Annotated in this window: 14 protein-coding genes; 7 read left to right on the top strand and 7 right to left on the bottom strand. The window is 65.6% G+C overall.

The features are described from left to right. Positions 1-539: 539 nt before the first annotated feature. Positions 540-1892 carry a hypothetical protein gene (locus JNB61_RS11875; RefSeq protein ID WP_220289277.1) on the top strand — a complete coding sequence of 451 codons (1353 nt, stop codon included), beginning with the start codon at positions 540-542 and terminating at the stop codon, positions 1890-1892. A gap of 376 nt (positions 1893-2268) precedes the next feature. Here the strand turns inward: JNB61_RS11875 and JNB61_RS20655 are convergent, their stop codons facing one another. Genes JNB61_RS20655 through JNB61_RS11840 form a run of 7 tightly spaced genes read right to left on the bottom strand, consistent with a single transcriptional unit; the run spans position 2269 to position 9290 of the window. After that, positions 2269-2592, bottom strand: coding sequence for a LysR family transcriptional regulator (locus JNB61_RS20655; protein ID WP_220289276.1), 324 nt, complete (start codon positions 2590-2592; stop codon positions 2269-2271). Positions 2593-2613: 21 nt separating this feature from the next. After that, the gene (locus tag JNB61_RS11865) at positions 2614-3627 is read right to left on the bottom strand and encodes a zinc-dependent alcohol dehydrogenase family protein (protein WP_220289275.1); all 1014 of its coding nucleotides are present in this window, start codon (positions 3625-3627) and stop codon (positions 2614-2616) included. A gap of 33 nt (positions 3628-3660) precedes the next feature. Beyond that, positions 3661-4845, bottom strand: coding sequence for a glycerate kinase (locus JNB61_RS11860; RefSeq protein ID WP_223214782.1), 1185 nt, complete (start codon positions 4843-4845; stop codon positions 3661-3663). A gap of 2 nt (positions 4846-4847) precedes the next feature. Continuing rightward, entirely contained in the window at positions 4848-6029 is a 1182-nt protein-coding gene (locus JNB61_RS11855) for a thiolase family protein (RefSeq protein WP_220289273.1), read from the bottom strand. Then, positions 6026-7516, bottom strand: a complete 1491-nt coding sequence (locus JNB61_RS11850) for a CoA-transferase (RefSeq protein ID WP_220289272.1) — start codon at positions 7514-7516, stop codon at positions 6026-6028. Before JNB61_RS11850 ends, JNB61_RS11855 begins: the two co-directional genes overlap by 4 nt. Next, positions 7513-8244 (bottom strand): 3-oxoacyl-ACP reductase FabG, encoded by a 732-nt coding sequence (gene fabG, locus JNB61_RS11845; protein WP_220289283.1) that lies wholly within the window; start codon positions 8242-8244, stop codon positions 7513-7515. The genes JNB61_RS11850 and fabG overlap by 4 nt, the downstream gene beginning before the upstream one ends. Further along, on the bottom strand, positions 8241-9290 hold the full coding sequence (locus JNB61_RS11840) for a LacI family DNA-binding transcriptional regulator (RefSeq protein ID WP_223214781.1): 1050 nt from the start codon (positions 9288-9290) through the stop codon (positions 8241-8243). Before JNB61_RS11840 ends, fabG begins: the two co-directional genes overlap by 4 nt. A gap of 334 nt (positions 9291-9624) precedes the next feature. Between JNB61_RS11840 and JNB61_RS11835 the strand changes: the two genes are divergently transcribed. The 6 genes from JNB61_RS11835 to JNB61_RS11810 all read left to right on the top strand — a co-directional run bounded on the left by JNB61_RS11835 (position 9625) and on the right by JNB61_RS11810 (position 15663). Continuing rightward, positions 9625-10179, top strand: coding sequence for a YybH family protein (locus tag JNB61_RS11835; RefSeq protein ID WP_220289270.1), 555 nt, complete (start codon positions 9625-9627; stop codon positions 10177-10179). Next, positions 10176-10970, top strand: coding sequence for an alpha/beta fold hydrolase (locus JNB61_RS11830; RefSeq protein WP_220289269.1), 795 nt, complete (start codon positions 10176-10178; stop codon positions 10968-10970). The genes JNB61_RS11835 and JNB61_RS11830 overlap by 4 nt, the downstream gene beginning before the upstream one ends. Further along, a complete protein-coding gene (locus JNB61_RS11825) occupies positions 10967-11935 on the top strand; it encodes a DUF1028 domain-containing protein (protein WP_220289268.1) in 969 nt (322 codons plus the stop codon). The genes JNB61_RS11830 and JNB61_RS11825 overlap by 4 nt, the downstream gene beginning before the upstream one ends. Then, a complete protein-coding gene (locus JNB61_RS11820) occupies positions 11932-12921 on the top strand; it encodes an LLM class flavin-dependent oxidoreductase (protein ID WP_220289267.1) in 990 nt (329 codons plus the stop codon). The genes JNB61_RS11825 and JNB61_RS11820 overlap by 4 nt, the downstream gene beginning before the upstream one ends. Positions 12922-12963: 42 nt before the next feature. Further along, positions 12964-14568, top strand: coding sequence for an ABC transporter substrate-binding protein (locus tag JNB61_RS11815; protein ID WP_220289266.1), 1605 nt, complete (start codon positions 12964-12966; stop codon positions 14566-14568). Positions 14569-14643: 75 nt separating this feature from the next. Beyond that, positions 14644-15663: an ABC transporter permease gene (locus tag JNB61_RS11810; RefSeq protein WP_220289265.1), complete on the top strand. Its 1020-nt coding sequence runs from the start codon at positions 14644-14646 to the stop codon at positions 15661-15663. The last annotated feature ends 24 nt before the right edge of the window (positions 15664-15687 follow it).

Below are 15687 nucleotides of genomic sequence, written 5' to 3'. Positions count from 1 at the left end.
TCCGCGGTCGAGGGATCGACAGCCTCCCAAGCATCCGCACCACCACCGCCGAAACCCCTGACTAGACTGCCCGCAACCGTTCACTTTTCAAGCGCCGGAATCGACCAGTTCTGCAGCGCCGCCGACACCGTCAGCACGTGGGACCCCGCGGAACGAGAGACTCCTGCACGCGCCGCGATGTCCTCGAGAGTCGCCGACGCCGGATCCCCGAAAGGCATCATGCTCTCCGGACGAGGTCGGCTTGCTCGCCGGACTGGCGGTTGTACTCGTCTGCGGCGGACTGCTGGGTGCCTGATCGTCCAGCCGAGGGATGGTCGCTGAGCACCGCTCGACGTGTCGAGGTCTACAAGCGTTCGGCGCCGCGGGGCAATTACTGCGGGAAGACGTGGCGGCAGCAGACGCCGAAAACCGCGGCGCCTCGGCCCAAGATCCGCTTACGGTTGCTGATCTCGGGGCCGGCTGGTTAGCGTCCGGTTTGCTGCGGTCCGTCCGGACAGCAGGCCGCAGAGTTGTGGCACATCTCAATGAAGAGGGCAGTTATGAATCGGAAACTCGGTGCGGCTGCGGTCATCGTCGCAGTTGCCGCGGCGACATTCGTGTCGGTACCGGCCGCGCAGGCAGCTCCGCGGCAGTTGCGGGCGGTGGATGCGACAGTCATCACGGAAGTCACCCCGGTCGGCATCAAGGCTACCGGGCTTGCCGTCGAATACGACGGAACAGTCGATCTGGGATCGGTGGAGATCGACACGGCGGCCTTCGATGTGGACGTGACGTTGACTCGTCCGGGGATGGCACCCGCCACGGGCAAGCGGACCGTCGTCGACGCGTACTCCAACGACGACACGAGCTTCAGCGATCAACAGAAGCCCGGGCGTTTCATCATCCTGGAACTGGACGACGACGACGCGCTCGCTCCAGCCGTTTCCTTCGTGGGGCGGGAGTATTTCTACAACCTGCACGGCGCCTACACCGTCAGCCAGGTCCAATCCATCGTTGGGAATGTGCCTCGCGCGGGCCACTCGGGCCACGAGGTGAACGCCCAGAGGATCAACGGTCACCCGGGCCGTGACGTCACCAATAGCGAGGTCCGCAACCTGATCATCGAGGACTTCGGCCACGGTACGTTCGTCGCCGATTCAGGTACGACGCTGCCGTATCGCTACTTCACGCCGAAGCTGGAACAGGGCAAGTCCTACCCGCTCGTTGTCACGCTGCACGGCGCGGGCGAGAGTGGCACCGACAACTTCGCCCAGCTCGCGGGCAACCAGCTGGCGACAGCGTTCGCCGATCCCGCGCGGCAGGCCCGCCATTCGGCCTACGTGCTCTCGCCGCAGACCAACCCGAGCGACTCGAACATGGGCCGCTGGCCGACACCCACCATGGTGCAGACCGTTGTCGAGCTCGTCGAGCAGACCCTGGCAGACAACCCCCAGATCGATCCAGACCGTATCTACATCAGTGGAGTCTCGATGGGGTCGATGGGCTCCTGGTCGGTTCTGCAGGAGCGCTCCGATCTCTTCGCGGGCGCGCTCCTGATCTGCGGTCGGGGAGACGAAGCGGCCGCAGTTGCAAATCTGAGCGACTTCCCGATCTGGGCGGTCCACTCGATCGACGATGCCAACGTGGCCTATGACGCTGAAGGCTCCGATTACCGCATCTTTCGCGCGTTCGAGGACGCCGGAGTGACCGTGACCTGGAGCGAATGGTCGGGCCTCGGTTCGGACGTCGAAAAAGAAGCTGCCGCAGCCGAAGCGCTGGATCGCGCTCACGCCGAGGGAAGCAGCCATCTGTTCACCACGTTCCCCGCAGGAACGACCCCTGTGTTCCCCCACGGGTCGTGGATTCCGACCTACACCAACGACGTGATCATCGACTGGCTGTTCGCTCAGTAGACCTCATGGAACCGCCGCGACGACCGTCGCGGCGGTTCCACAAAGGCGGCGACCCATCGGAATCTCGCTACCGCCACAGGGCACGTCACCCTAGTCGATGTCATCAAGTCCTCCGCGCGGGAACTCGGCAGCCGCGGCCCGCAGTTCCACGGGGCGGCGTTGCGGGCGTCGACCTCCTCGTCGAGTCGGCAGTGTGGTAGGCCTCAAATGACCAGCCCGCATCCCAAGCCCGGCTTTGACGCGACCGGCGACCGCGGTGGTCGAGTGTGCCACAAACACCCGCAAGACAGGTGTCTGCTTCGCCCGGCCTGTCGGAAACTAGAACGGCCGAGAAGGAACCCGATCCGGAGGAGATTCCACGCTGTGCTGTTCACACTCACGGAAGCGCACTAGGGGCGATTGGCATACTGCGATCGCCCGCACTGGGTTGATGCGCAGCAGACCTCGTGCGTCGTAAGCGTGCCTGAAGCCTGTCGGCCTGTTCCACGAGTTGGCGCATCTCGTCCACCAGATCCAACAGGGCATTGGTTGCGCGAATCCCTCGCCCGTCAGGCTCGAACAGCGTCATGCCGAGTTCTCGTTGGAACGCTCCGATCTGACGAGAGACCGCGGATGTGCTGTAGCCCTGGCGGGTGGCAGCTCCGACGACGGAACCGGTGTCGTACACCGCCACCAATGTGCGAATTACCTCAAGGCGCATGTACGTATCTCCTGTACTGGACTAGAACTGGATGATCGCTTTGATGCAGTCGCTGCTGGCGAGCGCATCGAGAGCCTCAGAGAACTGGTCCAACGCGAATCGGTGGGTGATAAGCCGGTGGACCGGCAGACCTCCGGACTTCAGGTACGCGATGGCTTTGCCGAATTCCAGATATTGCGCATATGAGCCGCGGATCGTCAGCTGACGGGCGAAGATATCGTAGGGGCTTAGGCGGGCGACGTCCGCCTCCCGCGCCATGCCGTAGACGAGCACTGTTCCACCGATCCCCACGGCTCGCATGGCGAGTTCGAGCATGACGGGTGAGCCCGACGCTTCGATGACACCGTCGAATCCGTCGGGCTTTCGCGCGAGCAGGTCGTCGATCGCCGCCGCAGGGTCGGCTCGATCAATGAGGACAGTTTCGTCGGCGCCAAGCTCTCGGGCGAGATCTAACTTGGATGAGGTTGGCGCTGCGATCGTCACTGAGGCGGCGCCGTTGCGTTTAGCGAGGAGGGCGAGCAGCTGGCCGGTCGGGCCTGCGCCGATGACGAGAAGCGAAGCGCCGGCCGGTAGTTGCATGCGTTCGAGGCCGTGCAGAGCGCAGGCGGTGGGTTCGATGAACGCCGCATGCTCGAGCCTCATTGTGTCGAGGGGGTGGCACTGCCACTCGGGCACGACGATCTCTTCCGCGAACCCGCCATGAGTTTGGATTCCGATGGCGGTGAGGTTCTCGCAGTACGCGGCCCGCCCCGTCGTGCACTTTCGGCAGGTTCCACAGTAGGTGCCTACTTCGATTGCGACGCGAGTACCGAGCTGTATGGTCGCTTGCGGGCCGGCCTCGATGATCGTGCCGACCACCTCATGGCCGGGGACGAGCGGAAAAGTCGCGCCGAACTCGCCGTCGTGGACATGGAGGTCCGTGCCACACAGTCCTGCCAGCTCGACTCTGATTCTCACGTCGCGGGCCTCTAGTCGCGCACTTTCGAGTTCGCGAATCTCAAAGCGACCAGGGCCCGAGTACAGAACAGCTTTCATGAGACTTCCTTCCAGTAGGGGATGAAAGCGTGCTCAGTCCCGGCGAGATGCGAGGCACAGTGCGATGACATCCGCCGCGCGCAACCCGACCGAGACAGCGGCGCGGTCGACCAGCTCCGACAACGTGGCGGGGCCGTCGGCCAATGCGAAGGCTGCGACGAGGTACGGCGAGATGTCGACAGTCCGGTCGATGGTGCCGGCGATCGCTACGCACGGCGGCGTCTTCGACGCGCTCCGGGATGAGGTGGCGACGTAGCCGACGACCTTTCCATTGAAGGACTGCGCGTCCAATCGCCCCTCGCCCGTGATGACAAGGTCGGCAGACTCGATCGCCTGGTGCAGTCCGGCGTGTCGGGCGAAATGCTCCGCGCCCGACACGGTCGTCGAATCAAAGAACGCGCTGACGAGAGCCGGAATGCCGCCTGCTGCTCCCGAGCCGGGCTCCTGTCCGATCGCTCGGGTCGTCGCTTCCTCGACGATGTTGGCGAGACGATCGAATGCGGCCGACAGCGTTGTCACCTCCGCAGCGCTCGCACCTTTTTGAGGTCCGAACGTTGCGGCCGTGCCGCAGTCACCGAGGAGAGGGGTGGTCACATCAGTGACCAGTGTCCACCTCGCCGCGAGAGCAGCGCGGGAGAGTTCCGAAGCGTCGATGGCGTCGAGTGCGAGGAGCCCGCCGCCACCGTGGGGGAGGTCGGTGCCAGAATCGTCGGTGAAGCGCATTCCGAGCGCCTCCATGAGCCCCGCGCCGGCGTCCGAGCTGGCAGTCCCGCCGAGGTACAGGAAGATGTGCTCCGCTCCTCGCCGGAGGGCATCCATGACGATGAGACCTACGCCGTAGGTCGATGCCTCGAGAGGACGTAGGGGCACGTCCGCCACCTGTGGAAGTCCACACGCGCGTGCGACCTCGATGTGAGCTCCGCGGTCCTTCCATGCGTACGCCGCCGTGATCGGTCGGCCGAGTGCGTCAACAGACGCAACGTCTACGCGGCGGGCCTGCGGGTCAGTGAGGATCAGGTCCAGGCTTCCCTCGCCGCCGTCCGCCATCGGGCAGGAGAGGACGTCTACGTCGGTGGCGAACCGGCGGCGGATCTCGTTCGACGCCGCCGCGCAGGCTTCAGCGGCGGACAGGGAGCCTTTCATGGAGTCGAAGGCCAGTACGACCCGCAAACGTTCGTCCCACGAGGGGCTGAAGCCGCAGGAGGATGAGTCGAGCATGCTCACACGGCGCGCACGATGGCCGCCACGCCCTGGCCGCCGCCGATGCACATCGTGATCAGTCCGTACTCCCGCCCGAGGCGTCGGATGTTGTAGATCGTGCGTAGCGCGAGGATTGTGCCGGTTGCGCCGATCGGGTGCCCCCACGCGATCGCGCCGCCGAGCGGGTTGACGAGGGATGGATCCAGCCGAGCATCGCGCTGGACGGCAAGCGCTTGCGAGGCGAAGGCCTCATTGAGCTCGATCCAGCCGATGTCGTCCAGGGTGAGAGCCGCCTTGTCGAGCACCTTCTGGATCGCTGCGACGGGGGCGTATCCCATGATGTCCGGTGCGAGCCCAACTTTGGCGAACGCGACCAGTTCGGCGATCGGCGTGAGCGATCGCTGCTCCACGGCATCGGCAGACGCCAGGACGAGGGCCGCTCCTGCGTCGTTGATGCCCGACGAGTTTCCGGCCGTGACGGTACCGTCCTCCGAGAACGCTGGACGCAGCTCAGCCAGCGCCTCGACTGTTGTCGCTCGAGGATGCTCGTCCTCTGTCACGTCGAAGGTCGATTTCCTCTGCCTTACAGTGACAGGGACGACTTCGGCGGCGACGAGACCCTGGTCGATCGCCTCGGCCGCGCGTCGTTGGCTCTCCGCCGCGAAGCGATCCTGATCCTCGCGGCGGATGGAGAAGCGTGTCGCGACGTTCTCGGCTGTGCGACCCATGGGGTAACGGCCCCACGGATCTGTCACGAGCGAGAGAGTTCCGTCCACGAGTTGATGGTGGCCGAGCCGGTAGCCGTTTCGCGCATCGAAGTCCATGAACGGCTGCCGGGACATGTTCTCGGCACCGCCGGCGACGACGATCGCGGAGTCGCCTTCTCGCAGCTCCAACGCCGCGCTCGCCGCTGCTTGCAGTCCGGAGCCGCACAGGCGGTTGACGGTCATCGCGGTTGATGACTCCCGGGCGCCGGCGGCTAGCGCGACCCTGCGCGCGACGAAGGCGTCGGGACCCACCTGGCCGACACATCCGATGATGAACTCGTCGACATCGGCGACGGTCAGGCCTGCGCGGCGGACGGCTTCCCCGACCGCTGCGGCGCCGAGCTCGTGCGCGGGCACGGATGCGAAGGCGCCACCGAATGACCCGACAGCGGTTCGTGCACCTTCCAGGATGTAGACGGGCGCAGCAGAACTCATGTGGAGGCCTTTCCTGTTGTTGCAACGCGTTGGCTGGATGCGAGCGGGACACGCGCGAGCGTGGCCGCCGCTTCCGCTGACTCGTCCGCGTCGAGGACGATCCAGCCGTCGGTGGTGAGCTGGAGTGTGAAGTCCTCGGTGGCGAGGTAGACCTGCTGGCCGGCGTCGAGGGCCGTCGGGCCGGAGAACGTGAGGTGTTCAATCTCGTCCACGAACTTGGCGTGGCGGCCACGGCCGGACATGAGGAAGCAGATGCGTCGCGCGCCGCTCAGAATGTCGATGAAACCGCCGCACCCGATGAGGCGACCACCGAGCTTCGACACGTTCACATTGCCGACGGCATCCACCTGGCCGACGCCCATGAACGCGATGTCGACGCCGCCGCCGTTGTAGAAGTCGAACTGGGCGGCGTGCCCGATGATCGCGGACGGGTGCAGCGCAGCGCCGAAATCTGTACCGCCGAGAGGGACGCCACCGTACACGCCGGATTCGATCGACATATGCACCGAGGAGAGCAGACCCGACTGGGCGAGCGCGATGCCTACCGTGTCGCCCGGGATCCCCGTTCCGACGTTGATGACATCGCCGGGCTCCACGAGTCGGGCGCCGCGCCGGCCGATCGCGAGCCTGTCGGGATGGGGCGGGAAGGATTCCAGAGCCAGTGCGAGCGCCTCATCGGAGATCACTCCCTGGACGAGGTCTTCGGCGGTTGCGTATCCATCGCTCGGCCGATGGAACTGCGTTGCATCGCTGGCGCTTACCACGTAGTCGACAAGATTGCCCGGCACGGTGACGTCGCGAGCGCTGATCTGCCCGTCGGGCACAATCTCTCGTGTCTGGCAGATCACGATGCCACCCGAGTTGCGCGCCGCTTGTGCCAGCGCAAGCGCATCGAGGCCCGCAGGCTCGCCGTCCTGGGATGCGTTGCCTGACTGGTCAACGCGTGATGCGCGGAAGATGGCGACGTCGATGGGGAACGTCTTATAGAGGAGGTACTCGTGCTCATCGAGGGAGACGACGTCCACAAATTCGTTCGCCGCGCTGTTCTCCCGTGCGAGAGCGTTGACCCGCCCTCCCTCGATCCGAGGATCGACAAATGTCCCGATGCCGACGCGCGAGAGATTGCCGGGTCGGCCACCAGCGACGGAGCGGATCAGGTGCGAGAGCTGACCCTGCGGCAGGCATACCCCCTCGACACCGTCATCGTTGATCAGGGTTCCCATCCGCGGGGCGAGTCCCCAATGGGAGCCGATGATCCGTCGCAGGAGGCCAGGTTCGGCGAATCGCTCCATTCCGGCGCTCCGGTTGGACTGGCCGGCGGGGTGCACCAAGGTCAGATCTCGGGGTGACCCGGCCTCGAGGAAGCGCGCCTGGATTGCCGCGTATACCTCGTCGGCGACTCCCATCATGGTGAACCCGTCGAGGGCAACCGTCGACCGGTCGGTGATGAGCCCGGCAGCCTCGGCGGGCGTGATTACGTTCGTCATATCCGGTACCCGCCGCCCACTTCAAGGACCTGTCCAGTGATATAGGCAGCTTCCTCGCTGGCGAAGTAAGCGACCGCGTGTCCGACGTCGGCAGGGTCGCCGGCTCGTCCCAGCGGGATCTTCGCGATCTGCGCGTCGTAGATGTCGGCAGGGATCCCGCGTGTCATGTCGGTCTCGATGAACCCGGGGCAGATGGCGTTCGCAGTCACGTTGAATCGCGCCAGTTCGCGCGCAAGGGTGAAGGTGAGCCCGAGCACGCCGGCCTTCGCGGCGGCGTAGTTGGCCTGCCCGATGTTGCCCTCCCAGGAGGCGGAGGAGATGTTGATGATGCGGCCCTGCCCCGCGCCGCGCATGTGTCTTCCCGCCGCGCGGCTCACATAGAAGACGGCGGACAGATCGACGTCGATCACCGACGACCACTGGTCATCGGTCATCTTGTGGAACATTGCGTCGCGATTGATGCCGGCATTGTTCACGACGACGTCGAGCTGCCCGTACCGGGCGACGAGCTCCTCGATCGCTCCGTCTACCGCGACACGATCGGTCACGTCGAGGCCGATCCCAGCGTGATCATCGCCGAGTGCCGCCGCCGTGGCGGTGGCGCGCGCTTCGTCGACGTCGGCGACGATAACGCGATAGCCGCGCGCCGCCAGCACTCCGGCGATGCCTGAGCCGATCCCGCGTGCAGCCCCCGTGATGAGGGCGGTTCGGACGGGGGTGGTGGTCATGGACTGTTCCTCTTGTCTGTCGGTGTGGTTTGGCAGCCGCACGAACGCCCAATGCGAAGCGAGAAGGGCACGGTCAGCCGTGTCGGGTGGTGCGTGGTTCGTTCGACCCTGTCGATCAACAGTTCGACGGCACGCGAGGCCATCGTGCGCCTGGGCTGAACGACACCGGTGAGATCGATCATCGGCGTCGCGGCCAGCTCGATCCCGTCGAAGCCGCTGACCGCCACATTGCCGGGAACATCGAGACCCATCGCGAGCGCGAGACTCATCGCGCCCAAGGCGAGCACATCGCTCCCGCAGACGATGAAGGTAGGCGGTCGCTCGAGGCCAAGGAGGTGTTCGGCGGCCATCCGGCCCCCGGCGATGGTCAGTGGGGCGTTGACGCGACGGCGGGGATCGATGGCGATTCCCGCGGCCCTGGCTTCATCGATGAACGCCGCCTCCCGCGCGGCTGACGCGCTCGACGTGCGGGGCCCGACGACGATCCCGATCTGGTCGGGGCGGTGCTCGAGCACGTGACGCATCATGGCGCGGCCGGCCGCATCGTCATCGATTCCTACGAAGTCCGCGTCCACGCCGCTGAAGGAGCGGGAGATCTGCACCAGCGGAACGTGCGCCCGCCTCAGCCGGCGCACCGCTTCGGCAGTGTCGGAACGGGCGACTGTCATCGCGACGCCGTCGACGTGGCGGTCCAGCATCGCGTCGAGCGCTTCGGCGACCGATTCTTCATCGTCCTTGGTGTGGGCGAGGAAGACCTCATACCCGCGGCGGCGGGCCGCCTCCGTGAACGCGACTGAGATCTCGGGATAGAACGGATTGGCGATGTCGGAGAGGATCAGTCCGATGATGCGGTGGCTGGTCGGATGCAGTTCCGGCCGGACAAAGCCGAGCGCGTCCGCGGTGTCGAGGATGTGCTTCCGCACCGATTCCGAGACTCCGGGAAGCCCGTGGAGCGCGTACGACACCGCGGCCGCCGACACTCCGGCCGCTCGGGCGACCGTGGCAGCCGACACCCGGGTGGGGCGGGGCGGGCGTTCCACTTCCATCGCGGTCTCCAGGGTTCGGCAACGAGTTGGCCTTCACGGTACGAGCGGGCAGAACGTTAAGCAACGTTAAGTCCATCGTGAGGAAGCCTGTCTGCTGAAGGTTGCTGAAGCTGCCTCGTGGGGGGATTGTGGGCCGGTCAACATGTAGCGGGGGCCCGCCGCATCGGGCGAATCGGGTCCGTGAAATCGCGTTACATACTTGACACACCCGAGGAACTACGTCGAAATGTAATTGGATTACATTCGAGTTCGCCGCCTCAAAGACGATGCCAGCGACAGTCACGCTCTGCGTGGATGCCGGCCCCCGCCCACCAATAGAGCAGAAAGAACATCCATGCGAGAGTTCACCGCCGATGAGCAGACCATCCTCAACCTCCACCGCGACTGGTGGGAGGCGAATGCCGGGCTGGACGTCCCAAGGATGCGCCGGGTGTTCCCCACGGGTGACGCCTACCTGATGTTCAACCTGAACGGGCATCCGTATTTCGGCATCGAAGAGAAGACGGCGCTGTGGGAGTGGTACCGGAGCCGACTTGTCATCAGCATGCCCGAGGTGCACATCATGCGTCTCGACGTCTCAGGAGATCTCGCTTACATCGTCGCCGAGGGTGTCTTCCCGAGCCGCCAGCTCCGTGAGGTGGGGGACGACGGTGAGCTGCTCGTCATCGGCGAGTCGGAGCAGTCGTTCCCCGACGAGATCCGGATGCGCGCAACCGAGGTGTACAAGCGCGACGACGGCGCCGGGAATCCGCGGTGGACGATGTGGCACTTTCACTGCTCGCCGATCCCGCCGGCTGACGAGCCCCGCCCGTCTGCCGGCGACACCAGTGCAGAGAGGGGCCTGGGAACCGTTCCCGGCCATGAGACCTTCTCGGTGGTGTCGCCGTGACCCGCTTCGTGCTCGACCGGCCGGAGGGGCGGCTGGCCGTCAACACCTACGGCCTTGCTGACTCAGAACCGACGCCGCTGCTGTTCATCCACCCCGTCAACCTCCGCGGTGCGGCATGGACCCGCGTTGTGTGTGCGATCGCGGGCGAGAGGTTCTCCGTTGTTCCGGACCTCCGCGGATTCGGCGACTCCGATACGGCGAGCGAGTACGACATCTCGCTGTGGGCTCAGGACTGCCTGGATGCCGCCGACGAGGCGGGCGTGCGTGTATTCCACGCCATCGGCGGGTCGCTCGGCGGTGCCGTCGCGACATACCTCGCGGCGACCTCGCCCGATCGGATCGCGTCCGTCCTTGCGTTCGGCAGTCAGCTGCACAGCCCGAACCCGGACGCTGCAGCCGTGTTGTCAACTCTCGAGCACCGCAGCGTGAACGACATGTTCACCGAGATCATCCCCGCTTCGGCCCTGGCGCCGAACACGGCGCAGGTGATCATCGACGAGACGCTCGCTACCACCAATCCCAATACCGCCGATCACGTGCGCGCCGTGTGGATTGCCGCAGCGGGCGCAGACATTCGAGACCGTGTCGACGCGGTGGCCTGCCCGGTCACGGTCGCGACGGGGGACCTCGACCTCACCTGCATTCCCTCGCAGGGACGTGAGATGGCGCGCAGCCTTGGCGGGGACTACATCTCACTGCCCGGCCTGGGGCACCTCCCGATGCTGGAGGCGCCCGATGTCGCCGTCCGGATCCTGCGAGAGCATCTCGCTCGTGTGGAGGCTGTGACGTGACGTACTCGATCGTCGCCCGCGACGCCGCGTCTGGGCAGCTCGGGGTCGCGAGCGCGTCCCACTATTTCGGCGTCGGCCGTGTGGTCACGTGGGGGCGGGCCGGCGTCGGTGCCGTCGCGACCCAGTCTTTCGTCGAACCCGGGTACGGGCCGGATGGCCTCGCACTGTTGTCTGGGGGCGGCACGGCGCCGGGCGTGCTGGCGCGTCTCAAGTCAGCGGATGTCGATGCCGAGCTGAGGCAGGTCGCGATCGTCGATGCACGAGGCGCGGTCGGAGTGTTCACGGGAGCCCGGTGCGTGGGGCATCACGCGGACGTCGTCGGCGAGGGCTTTGCCGTGCTGGGCAACATGCTCGCCAACGCTGCGGTCGTTCCAGCGATGGCTCAGGCGTACACGGATGCGCAGGGAGATCTGGCGGACCGAATGCTAGCGGCTCTCGACGCAGCGGAAGCCGCCGGGGGAGATGCGCGCGGTCGTATGTCTGCGGCAATGGTCATCGTCGACGGCGTCCAGGGGAAGCGGATCTGGGACGGGCGAGTACTCGACATCCGGGTCGATGATTCCGTCGAGCCGCTTGCGGAGCTTCGGCGCTTGGCAGTCCTCAGTCGTGCGCACCGCGTTTTCGCCGATTCGGTGTTCACTCCAGGGCTGCTCTCGCGCGATACGCCGACGACAGGTGACGAACTCACAGCCGCCTTGCATGCACTCGACTCCGCTGGCCGCGTCATCGGAGATGACCCGGAGCCGCTGATGTGGAGCGGTGTCCTGCTCGCCCGCGCCGGGCGAGACATCGAGGCCGGACATGCTCTCCGCCGCGCGGTGGACAGGCGCGAACCGTACGCAGATTACCTCGACCAGCTCCACGCCGTCGCCATCTTGCCCCAGCCGGGGCATCACTACCTTGCGGATCCCCCCGATCCCATCGGCGTTTCATCGTCCCGCCCCTCAGTCTCGGAGCACACATGACAACTCGCGTCGGATTCGTTCTCGGCAGCACCCTGCCTCCCGCCGCACTTCCGCAGGCAGCTCGCTCGCTCGAGGCCTCAGGATTCTCCACGATCTGGATCTCCGAGGACTACTTCTTCACCGGAGGTGTCGCCGGCGCGGCGATCGCGCTCGGAACAACTACGACCATCTCAGTCGGGATCGGTCTCCTCCCCACCTATGTGCGGCATCCGGCCCTTACAGCGATGGAGGCGGGCGCTCTCGCCGGCGCGTACCCGGGGCGCTTCATTCTCGGGCTCGGTTCGGGAGTGCCCGCGTGGCTCGAGCAAATCGGTATTGTGCCCGCGGCACCGCTAGCGACGATGAGGGATTCCGTTGACGCAGTGCGACGGCTCTTCGACGGCGAATCGGTTTCGCGGGACGGTCGCTTCACCTTCCGGGACGTCTCGCTGGCCTTTCCCCCGGCGCAGCCGCCGCAGGTGTACATCGGCGCTACCGGCCCGAAAATGACGTCGCTTGCCGGAGAAGTCGCTGACGGTGTCCTCATGTCGGTTCTTTCGACGCCTGAGTTCGTCGCGCGCGCGCGCCGAACGATTGATGCTGCGTCCCCGAACGGCAGGCACGTATCGATCACCGCCTTCGCCATCTTCTCGCTGGCCGCCACGGCGGAGGAGGCTCGCGCCGCGGCCCGCCCCGTGGTCGCAGGCTACCTGTCGTTGGGGCCGACACCGCTCACAGATGCCGCGGGTATCAGCGACGAGCTCGTCGCGATCCTCGACCGAGTCGGCCGTGACGGATTCGAATCCGAGATGCCCGACGCGTGGATCGACAGCGTCGCTGTCTGCGGGGACGCGCAAGCCTGCATCGCATCCATCGAGGCACTTCGCGCCGCGGGGGCGGACGAGGTTGCGCTCATGCCCGTCGTCGACGCCGGCTCCATCACCGACCACATCAATGAGGCCGGGCGCTTGCTCGGCCTCGCCGCGACCACCGACTCGATCGCCTGATTCACCTTAATGAACGCACCACCGAGCAAGAGGAGCTAGACAATGACGAAATCTCCCGTACGCACTGCGACGACCGCAGTCGGGCTCGTCGCAGCGGCTGCGATCGCCCTGTCGGGCTGCGCAGCCGCGCAGCCCGACGAGGCAAGTACCGACATCATCATCGGTTACGGCGACGTCGACACCCTCGATCCTGCCCAATTCAAGACCGACACCGCCACCCTCGTCGTGAGCAACATCTACGGCACACTATTCACCCAGAAGTACGCCGACCACGACGGTGTACTCGTCGGTACCGACGAGTACGAGCCGTCTCTCGCGGAGTCCGTCGAGTACTCCGCTGACGGCACCGAGCTAACCATCACGGTCAAACCCGACCTCAAGTTCGCGGACGGGAGCGACCTCACCGCCGATGACGTGGCCTACACGCTGCAGCGTTCGTTGTCGGACGTCGGATACACGGGAATTTTCGCTGACTACCTGCGCTTCTCAGACCCCGCTGACGGAATCATCGCGACCGATGACCTGACGGTGACCGTGCAGACGGAGGGCGAGTCACCTCTCCTGGAGAAGTTCCTCTCGTTCCAGACGTTCGGCATCCTCAGCAAGGCCGACGCCGAGGCGAACAGCACGGAGGAATGGGCGACCGACTACTTCTCGGAAGGCGGCGTCTCCTCGGGGCCGTATCAGGTATCCGACCGGACCCCCGGGACGAACATCGTGCTGGAGAAGAACCCGGAGTACACGGTCGCGGATCTCAGCGATTCGCCGGAGACGGTCACCATCCAGAACCAGCCGAGCGCCGAGCAGGCCTACCTTGCGCTCCAGAATGGCTCTATCGACATCGCCTTGGGCGCCTCGCCCGACCTTGCGGCTGAGGCCGAGTCCGTCGACAGCGTCAAGGTCATCACCACGGCATCCGGTTGGATCAACTACCTGGGGATGAACGCTCAGGTTCCCGCTCTCCAGGACGTCCGCGTGCGCCAGGCGATCGATCTTCTGGTGCCGTATCAGGCGCTGCGCGATGAGGTCATGGCCGGTTACGCAGGGCCGGCATACGGAGCCGACCCGTACCCTATGAACGGCGCACTCGACGAAACCGGTGACAAGCAGGCTTACGACACCGATCCGGACGCCGCTGCGCAACTGCTCGCCGATGCCGGCGTGTCCGATCTGAATCTCACCCTCACCGTTCAGGCTTCGGACCCGATCGCAGTGAAGTCGGCGACCTTCATTCAGAGTGCGCTGAAGGACGGTGGCATCACGGTGGCCGTCGACCAGCTCGCCGATGCGGAGTACTTCTCGGCACTGGGGGATGGCACGACCGAGCTTTTCATCAACAGCTGGTACTCGTGGGGTGAGGACCCGGTCTACCAGCTCAACTTCCTGTTGCGCACAGGGCAGTTCACGAACTACGCGCGGTACAGCAACGCCGCGGTGGACAGCCTGCTGGATCAGGCGATGGTCGAGGCTGACGAGACCGCGCGGTTCGACCTGGGCAAGCAGGCCCAGCAGCTTGTGATTGACGACGCTCCGTGGGCCTTCCTCTTCGCCCGCAACAACCTCTCGCTCACCTCGCCCGAGGTCGGCGGTGTCACCCGTCCCGACGATACATTCCTGCGACTGCAGTACCTCACACTGCAACAGTGAGCCCCGGTGCGGCCGCCGGCTCCGCGGCGGCCGCGCCACCTCACCCTTTCTGACCAATCCACCCGAGGAGGATCGATGATCCAGCTCATCGCTCGACGAACGCTCACGGCGTTCGTGAGCATCCTGGGCATTGCGCTCGTCATCTTTGTGGTGACGCAGCTGCTCCCCGGCGATGCCGCTCGCGTCCGCGCCGGACAATACGCCACCGAGGAGCAGATCGCCGCGATCCGCCAACAGTTCGGGCTCGATCAGCCGATTCACGTGCAGCTGTTCGCGTATCTGGCAGGGATCTTCCGCTTCGACCTGGGTGACTCCACCCGTACCGGGCAGCCGGTGATGCTCGAGCTGATGCAGCGTCTGCCGGCCACCCTGGAGTTGAGTGCTCTCGCTCTCATCTTTGCCCTGCTGATCGGGGCGATCGGCGGACTCGCGTCTTCGGCATGGCGGGGCAAGTTCGGAGACTTCATGGCGCGCGGCTTCACGATCCTCGCGTCGTCGACGGCGTCGTTCTGGATCGGCCTGCTCGCAATCCTGCTGCTGTGCAACGTGTGGCACGTGTTCCCGAACCCGGTCGGGCGTCTGCCACGCGGATTCAGCCCGCCGCCCGCGGTGACAGGAAGTTACGTGCTCGACTCCCTGGTGACCGGTGACATCGGCCTCGCGCTGGCCTCGCTCTGGATGCTCACGCTGCCAGCGCTTCTCCTCGGAATCATCGCCTCCCCCAGCATCATCAAGGCGCTCCGTGCCGCGACCAACCGTGCGCTCGACTCCGACTTTGCGCGAACCTCTCGTTCCTTCGGCTACTCGCCTCGCTCGATCCTCTTCCATGACGGTGTGCGCAACGCGATGCTCCCGTTGCTCACGACGGTCGGCATCGTGGCGGGGTTCCTCCTCGGCGGCAACATCATCATCGAGCAGCTCTTTTCTTGGCCCGGGATCGGACAGTACGCGTACCTCGCTCTCCAGCAGCATGACCTCAATGCGCTGCGTGGATTTGCTCTGCTGGTCGGAACGATCTACGTCCTTCTCAACATGCTGATCGACATCCTCTACGCCGCGGCAGACCCGCGCATCGAATATGGGAAGGCAGCATGACAACGCTCGAATCTGCGCCCCGCA

It is taken from the genome of Microbacterium ureisolvens (assembly GCF_019511645.1).
GTDB classification, from domain to species: Bacteria; Actinomycetota; Actinomycetes; order Actinomycetales; family Microbacteriaceae; genus Microbacterium; species Microbacterium ureisolvens_A.
This window is presented reverse-complemented; position numbering and strand designations above follow the sequence as displayed.